The organism is Longimicrobium sp. (genome assembly GCF_036280135.1).
GTDB lineage: Bacteria > Gemmatimonadota > Gemmatimonadetes > Longimicrobiales > Longimicrobiaceae > Longimicrobium.
This window is the reverse complement of record NZ_DASURI010000116.1, coordinates 1-7810: the sequence shown is the minus strand read 5'-3', so window position 1 is coordinate 7810 and position 7810 is coordinate 1. Positions and strand designations below refer to the sequence as shown.

The 7810-nt window shown below is 77.4% G+C and carries 4 protein-coding genes; all 4 read right to left on the bottom strand.

The window, feature by feature from the left end:
• A partial coding sequence (locus VFZ20_RS03660; protein WP_329682471.1) for a beta-ketoacyl synthase N-terminal-like domain-containing protein occupies positions 1 to 3398 on the bottom strand: 3398 nt, incomplete at its 3' end.
• On the bottom strand, positions 3395 to 4366 hold the full coding sequence (locus VFZ20_RS03655) for a hypothetical protein (RefSeq protein ID WP_329682470.1): 972 nt from the start codon (positions 4364 to 4366) through the stop codon (positions 3395 to 3397). The genes VFZ20_RS03655 and VFZ20_RS03660, both read right to left, overlap by 4 nt.
• A complete protein-coding gene (locus VFZ20_RS03650; protein ID WP_329682469.1) occupies positions 4359 to 6305 on the bottom strand; it encodes a VCBS repeat-containing protein in 1947 nt (648 codons plus the stop codon). The genes VFZ20_RS03655 and VFZ20_RS03650 overlap by 8 nt, the downstream gene beginning before the upstream one ends.
• Complete coding sequence (locus tag VFZ20_RS03645; RefSeq protein ID WP_329682468.1) at positions 6302 to 7312, bottom strand: DUF1702 family protein; 1011 nt, start codon at positions 7310 to 7312, stop codon at positions 6302 to 6304. The genes VFZ20_RS03650 and VFZ20_RS03645 overlap by 4 nt, the downstream gene beginning before the upstream one ends.
• Positions 7313 to 7810: the final 498 nt, after the last annotated feature.

Below are 7810 nucleotides of genomic sequence, written 5' to 3'. Positions count from 1 at the left end.
GGGGGCAGGCAGACGGCGACGCCCTCGCCCGCGTCCGCCAGCGCCGCGCGCAGGGGGGCGGCCAGCGGATGGTCCGCGGGCGCGATCACCCGCCATCCGCCGCCCCCGCGCGGGGCATGGGCGGCGCGCGGCAGGGGGGATTTCACCCACTGGACGGCAAAGGCGCGCACCCAGGGCGCGAGGCCGGGCGGATCGGCGTCCTCCGCGTCGCCCGCGGGCGCGGCGCCGGCGGTCTTCGCCAGCGCCGCCAGGGCGCGGGCCACGCCGGCCACCGTGGCCGTGGCGTACTCCGTGGGCGCGGCGGGGGGCGCCAGGCCCAGCCGCCGCGCCGCGCGCGCCACGAGCTCGCCCACGGTGATGGAGTTCAGGTGCAGGTCGCCCAGCAGCCGGTGGTCGTCCAGCACGGCCGTCACCGGCAGCTCCGTCCGCTCGGCCACGAGCACGCGGACCACCTCCAGCGCCGACCCGCCGTCCGCTGCCGGTCCCGCCGATTCAGTCGATTCGGTTGATTCGGCTGATTCGGTCGATTCAGCCGATCCCGCCGATTCGGCCCATTCAGCCGATCCCGTCGATCGGGTCCGTTCGGCCCATTCCGCCAATTCCGCCGACGCGGATGCGTGCGCGTCCGCCGCCGCGGCGGATGCCGGCTCCGCGGGGGTGCCGCCGTCCACCGGGGCCAGCTCGCAGGGGTTCGCCAGGAAGCGGGGGCGGCGCGCGAGGTCGATGGGACGCGCGAAGCGGTCCGCGTACAGCGCCTCCAGCCGCACGGGCGCGCCCAGCGCCCACGCGACCGCGGCGGCGCGCAGGGTGCCGCCCAGCGACGGGCCGCAGGCGTCCATGGCCACCACGGGCGCGTCCACCGTCTCCGCCGCCAGCGTGCTGAGCGCGTGCCCCGGCCCGGCCTCGATCCACAGGTCCGCCTCGTTCGCCACGGCGCGCAGGGCGTCCAGGAAGAGCACGGGCGCCGTTACCTGCCGCACGAGCACGCCGCGCGGGTCGTCCTCCGCCTGCAGCGGGCGGCCCAGCACGGTGGACGAGACGCGGCGCCGCGGCGCACTCACCCGCTCGCCCGCCAGGTGCTCCGCCAGCGCCGCCGCCGCGGGGGCCACGAGGGGGGAGTGAAAGGCGTGGGACACGCGCAGCGGCTGCACCTCCCACCCCAGCGACCGCGCGCGCTCCGCCACCCCCTCCACCGCCTCCGCCGTCCCGGCCACGACCGTCCGGCGGGGCGCGTTCACCCCCGCCACGACGGCGCCGGAGCCGTCCAGCAGCGCCTCCACCGCCCCCCGCGGCGCGCCCAGGCTGGCCATGGCGCCGGGCCGGCCGTTCAGCGCGCCCATGGCGGCGCCGCGGACGGCGGCCGTGCGCAGCAGCGCGTCGCGGTCCAGGGCGTCCGCCCAGTGCAGCGCCACCAGCTCACCCAGCGAGTGTCCCACCGCCACGTCTCCCGCCACCCCCAGCGCGTCCAGCACGGCCAGGGCGGCCACGGAGGCGCGGGCGATGGCGGGCTGCGCCACCTGCGTCGCCACCCCGTCCGCCCCGGCGGGGGGCGCGTCCCCGTAGAGCGCGGCCACGGCGTCGAAGCGGCGGCGCAGGGCCCCGCCGTCCAGGTGGGCCGGCGAGCCCTGGCCGGGAAAGAGCAGGCCGATGCGCGGCGGGGCGGCATCCGCGTCCCCCACGCGCAGGAACAGGCCGCCGCGCGCGTCCAGCCGCCGGCCGATGCCGGACCCCAGCCACCCCGCGACGGTCTCCAGCCCGCGCGCCAGCTCCTCCGGCGTGGCCGCGACGACGGCCGCGCGCGCCCGTCCCTCCCCCGCCCCGCGCTGCAGGTGCACGGCCAGGTCCGCCAGCTCCGCCCGGCTCAGCGCCGGCACGGCGGACGCCATCCGCCCGATCTCCCGGCGCAGCGCGTCCCCGTCCTCGGCCGCGAGGACGAACAGCTCCGCGTCCTGGGGGGAGCGGAGCAGCGTGCGCACGGGCGCGGGGAGCGACGCGCGGCGCTCCAGGGCCGTGCCCTCCATCACCACGTGCGCGTTGATCCCCCCGAAGCCCATGGCGCTCACGGCCGCCCGCAGGGGCGCGTCCGCCGGCCACGGCTCGCCGGCCGCGGGGGCGCGCAGGACGCGGGGCTCGCGCAGCAGCTCGGGATGCGGCTCTCCGCAGCCGGTGGCGGGAGGGATGACCTGCGCGTGCAGCGCCATGGCCGCCTTGACGAGGCCCGCCACGCCCGCCGCCGCCTTGGTGTGGCCGATGACGGCCTTGACGGAGCCCACGGCCGCCGGGGTGGACGCGCCGCCCTCGCGCCGGGCGCGGGTGATGACGCGCAGCTCCGTGGCGTCGCCCACCTCCGTGCCCGTGCCGTGCCCCTCGAAGTACGCCACCGTCTCCGGCCCGAAGCCCGCCCGCGCGTAGGCGCGGCGAAAGGCCAGCAGCTGCCCCGCCTCCTCCGGCCGCGTGAGCCCGCCGCTGCCGTCGGACGACACCCCCCAGCCCCGCAGCAGCGCGTAGGCGGGGAGCCGGCGGGCCAGCGCGTCCGCGTAGCGCATCAGCACGACGAACGCGCACCCCTCGCCGGGCCAGAAGCCGGCGGAGCGCGCGTCGAACACGCGCATCTCGCGGTCCGCCAGGGCGCCCGTCCGCGCGAAGCCCACCAGCTCGAACGGGTCCAGGCTCAGGTCCACGCCCCCCGCCACGACCACGTCCAGGTCCCCCGCCGCCAGCGCCGAGCACCCCTGCGCCACGGCCAGGAGGGACGACGCGCACGCCCCGTCCACCGTGTACCCGCCGCCCTTGAGGTCAAAGTGGTTGCAGATGCGCCCCGCGATGGTGTTCGACAGCCCGCCGGCCAGCGTCTCCTCGCCCACGGGGGGGAACGGCGCCTTGTAGCGCGCCTCCGCGGCGGACAGGAATGCGCGCCGCGCCTCCGCGTCCCATCCCGCGTCCGCCAGCTCCGCGTCCACCACCCGCCGCACGTACGGCCAGCGCAGCCGCAGGAGCCCGGCGCGGCTGAACTCGCCCGTGAGCGAGTTGCCCACGAGGACGCCGGCGGACTCGCGCGGCAGCCCCTCCGCGTCCGGGAACCCCGCGTCGGCCAGGGCCGCCGCGGCCACCTCCAGGGCCAGCCAGTGCGCGGGGTCCGCCGCGCGCCAGGCGGAGCCGGAGACGCGAAAGCGCACCCGGTCGAACGCCCAGTCCTCCAGCACGGCCGCCTGCGTGACGTACGTCCGGTCCGCGGCCGCGCGGCTGGGCGAGCCGTAGTCCGCCAGGCGCAGCCGCTCGCCGGGGATGCGGCGAAAGGCGCGGCGCCCCGCCAGCACGTTCTCCCACAGCTCCGCGGGAGTGCGGGCGCCGGGATAGCGGCAGGCCATCCCCACCAGGGCAATGGAGGGCGTGCTCACGGCTCGCGCTCCGCCAGCACCGCGTCCGGCGACGGAACCCGCAGCCCCACCAGGGCCGGCGCGGGGATGCGCCCCACGGGAACCTGCGCGGGCGCGGGCAGGGCCGCCGGCACGCGCAGCCACGCCCACGCCCCCCGCGCCGCGCAGACGAGGGACAGGGCGAAGAAGAGCCCGAACACCACGTGCGCCACCATCAGCGCCCCGTACGCGGCGGCCACCGACAGGCCGAACGCCACCTGCGCGCGGGGCGCGGAGGGCGTCGTGGCGGGGTCCGTCACCATGTAGAAGGTGAAGAGGATGAAGGCCACGCCCGTCATGGGCAGCCACGCGGCGGCCAGGGGCGCGCCCAGGGCGAAGTGGCGCACGGCGGCCTGCGCCGCGAACCCGCCCAGCCACGCCGCGACCAGGGGCAGGCGGTGGGTAAAGCGCGCGTTGAGGAACGTCCCCGTGCAGACGATGAGGGCCGGCAGGGCCCAGTCGCCCACCCGGTCCAGCCCCTCCGTGAACTGGTACGGCTGCGCGATCCCCACCCAGGGAAAGAGGAGCAGCGTGGCCGTGATGCCCAGGTTGGAGGGATTGAAGAAGTGCCGCGCCCCCCGCGACGCGGGAAGGCGAAAGAGGGCCTTGGAGGCGATGGCGGCGGACGCCGCGAAGGCCACCACCATCCACCGCGCGTTGGCGTACAGCAGCATGGCCACGGCCAGGCCGGAGATGTGGGCGGACAGGAAGAAGTCCACGCGCGTTTGCCAGCCGCCGCGCCAGCGGGGGGGACGGCGGGCCGCGCGGGCCTCTACGCCCTCCAGCAGCGCCTCCGTCAGGTACGCCGCCGCCAGGGCGACGAACGGGTGCGCCCACGCCTGCTCAAAGCCGAGCACCGTGTGGCCCAGCAGGTTCAGGACGGTGATGGCGACGGCGAACCGCCGCAGGCCGCCCAGGCGGACCGCGTCCCGGCCGGGAGTGTCAGGCATCGCTCCCTCCCGTGGCCGGCGCTCCCAGGACGACCGTGTGCCATCCCGGCCCCACGCGCAGCGTCTCCGTCCTGGTCCGTCCGCCCGCGTCCCGCCAGCGCAGCTCCACCCGCAGCACGGCGTCCGCCGGCAGGTCGCCCAGCCCCCAGTGCAGCCCCGGCGCGCGCTTGCCCGAGTGCCCGTTTCCGCCGTCCACCTGCCCCACCCGCACGGAGCCGTCCGGCAGCCGCACCGTGGCGGCCGCGCCCACGGCGGGGCGCGCGCGCAGGCCGGCCGGGTGCCCGGCGCGGACGGTGGTCCGGGGCGGCCCGTCGCCGGCGGGGAGGAGGAGGTGAAGGCCCAGGAAGGCGCCGGGGCGGGGCGCGTCGTTGCGGTAGAAGCGGGAGACGTCCCACTGGTTGGCCACGGCCAGGTCCAGGTCGCCGTCGCCGTCCACGTCCGCCGTGGCGATGCCGCGCGTGACCTGCGCCGTGCCCAGCCCCACGTCCGCCGCCAGGTCGTAGTACCGCCCGTCCCCCGCGCGCACGAAGAAGCGCGGGTGGTCGCGGCCGCTCAGGTCCGCGTCGCCGGCCGTGAAGCGGTGCCAGCTGCGGGGGTCGGAAAGGAGCTGGTCGTTGCCCATGGCGATCTCGTGCAGCTCCGGCCAGCGGTCCGCCCGCCCCCGCACGAAGCCGATGGCCTGCACGGCCTCGGGAACGCCGTCGTTGTCGAAGTCGGCCAGCCGCGACTCCCATCCCCAGCTGCTGCGGGACAGGCCCAGGGGCTCGCTGCGGTCCGTGAACGGGGCGATGCCGCGCCGCAGGTCGTCCGTCCGCCCGGTGTTGATCCAGGCGAAGTGGCTTTCCTCCAGGGCGTACTCGCCGGCGATGTTGCTCACGTAGATGTCCAGCCGCCCGTCCCCGTCCAGGTCCGCGAAGTCCACCCCCATCCCCTTGAACGAGTCGCGGCCCAGCACCTTGGAGCGCGGCGTGCCGAACGTGCGCCGCCCCTCCAGCAGGGTAAAGCGGGGCGCGCCGGGCCGCGAGTCGTTGCGCAGCAGCCGGTCGGGCCCGAAGTCGTTGGCGAAGTACAGCTCCGGCAGGGCATCGCCGTCCAGGTCCGCCGCGCCCACGGCCAGCGTCCACGCGTGCGCCACGTCACGGCCAAGGACGCCGGGCACGTCGCGGAACCGCGCGGGGCCGGACCACAGCAGCACGCGGTTGCGGCCGCCGTTGAAGCCGCGCGACATGGAGTGCTGCATGTGCTCGCGGCCGTCCGCCGCCGCGTCCAGGATCCGCGCCCCGTCGGGGAAGTAGTTGCCCACGACGAGGTCCGCGTGGCCGTCGCCGTCCACGTCCGCGAACGTCGCGGCGTTGGTGAACCAGCGCTCGCCGCCCTCCGCCACCTCCGCGCGCGCGTAGCCCTCCGCCGACATGGCCGCGCCGCGGCGGCGCAGAAAGGCCACGGGGGTGCGTCCCCAGTAGTAGACCAGCAGGTCCGTGGCCCCGTCCTCCGTCACGTCGCCGGGCAGGCAGCCCATGGGCGCCATGGTGGCGGCGTCGTACGGCAGGGGCGCGGCGTCCAGCGCGAACGGGGCGTAGCGGTCGCCCGTCCCCGGCACGGGCGAGACGATCACCTGGTCCGTGCGGGGGTCCACGTGGCAGGCGTCGTTGGGCAGCCCGTCGCCGTCCGCGTCGGCCAGGGCCACGCCCGCGCCCACGGACGAGATCCACGCCTCGATGCGGCGCAGGCTGGGGTGCACGGGGCGCACCGACCTCGATTGCGCCCCCGCCAGCTGCGGAAGGGGAAGGGCCGTGAAGCGAAAGCGCCCCGCCATCCGCGCCCGCTCGCCGCCGTCCAGCGAGGGCAGCCGCGCCATCCCGTACAGCGAGGCGACCACGAGCAGGGCCACGATCCGCCGCGCGTGGCGCCGCAGTGCGTCCGCGAGAACCTTCCTCATGCGCGGCTCCTGTGGGCAAAGTGGTCCTGGAGGCGGATCCGCCAGACCTCGTAGGCCGGCAGGGCTCCGCGGGGGGCCAGGCCGTCGCGCGCGGTGACGGTGAGCGCGGCGGCGCGGTCGGCGGACAGGCCGCAGAGGATGCGGCAGGCGCGGTTCGTGTGGGGGGCAGGGTTGCCGGCGCGGCGCCGGGCCTCGGCCGCGAAGGCGGCGCCCTGCGCCAGGGCGGCGCGGTTGGCGCCGGCGGCGGACGCGAGCCCGGCGGCCTCGTCCCCGTCGGGACCGCCGGCGTAGGCGCAGGCCAGCCCGGCGCCGCTCCACAGGGCCTCGCGCCGCACCGGGGGGAAGGCGGCGATGGCGCGGCCGATGCGCACGGGGTCCGCCCCGTGGACGAACCAGAGCGCGCGCCCCAGCCCCTGGTCAAACGCGTTCAGGGCGTAGCCCGACAGGCGCGGCGGGCGGGCGCGGGTGTCGGCGTAGCGGCGGGGGTGAAAGTAGCCCTCGTGAAAGCCGTAGCCGTCCGCGGCCAGCCACCCCAGCAGGGGGTCCATCCCCCGGGGCACGCCGTCCATCCGCCGGCGCAGGCGGGCCAGGGCCCACCCCGCGCCCACGTGCACCATGTAGGCGTGCGCCGCCCCCGCCCCGCGCAGGAACGCCGCGAGCCGGCCGCGGCGCCACGGGGTCAGCGCGTCCAGCAGCGCCAGCGCCATGGCCGCGCCCTCGTACGCGAACCCGCGCAGGAGGGAGGGCGTGGCGTCCAGCCGCGCGCCCAGCGCGCCCGCGTCCTCTTCCAGCGCGGCGTGGTAGCCGTCCAGGAAGGTGAGCCCCACCCCTTCCAGCCGCTCGCGCGCGGCGGGGGTGGAGGCCGTGAAGCCGCGCCGGGCGAACGTGGCCTCGGCGGGGTCGATGCCCAGCAGGCGGCGCAGCGGGCGCGGGGCGCCCCCCGCCCGCGTCCCCGTCAGGGGCAGCGGCGCGGCGGACGGCAGGGAGACCGGCACGGATGGGGGCATCGGCGGTCGACGGTGGGGCGTGGTGCGGATGGCGCCGTGAGGCGTTGAGGCCTCCCTTTCCAGACAAGGTCCGTACCCATTTTTCCGCGGCCCCGGCGGGCGCGCTCCACCTTCCGTCCCGGGGCCGGTTTACGCGCGGTGGAGGGTCCCCCGGCGGCGCGGCGGGGTGTGCGCGGGGATGCACGGACGCGGGGGGGCGGGTGTGCAGCGTCCGCACACCTGGAGCGGGGCGCCGGCGCGGCGGCCGGCTCCGCGCGACCGGGCTCGCACCTCCCCGAAAACCCCGGGGGAGGTTTCAACCCGGATCCGGAAAGCAGCTGTCTTCCTGGGGGTCCTCACGAACTCGACCGCGCCGGATGCATGTAACCCCGAAGGATCTTCCCGCCCTGGCAAGGACTTGGTCCAACGGGGAAGTCCCTGCCGAGCGCCCCCTCCGGGCTCGCGGAGCTCGCCCACCTCCCCCAAAAAACCCTGGGGGAGGTTGTACGGCGCGGCTTT

Coding starts and splice junctions, on each gene's coding strand:
- VFZ20_RS03650 (WP_329682469.1), bottom strand. CDS start 6,305: ATGAGGAAGGTTCTCGCGGACGCACTGCGGCGCCACGCGCGGCGGATC.
- VFZ20_RS03655 (WP_329682470.1), bottom strand. CDS start 4,366: ATGCCTGACACTCCCGGCCGGGACGCGGTCCGCCTGGGCGGCCTGCGG.
- VFZ20_RS03645 (WP_329682468.1), bottom strand. CDS start 7,312: ATGCCCCCATCCGTGCCGGTCTCCCTGCCGTCCGCCGCGCCGCTGCCC.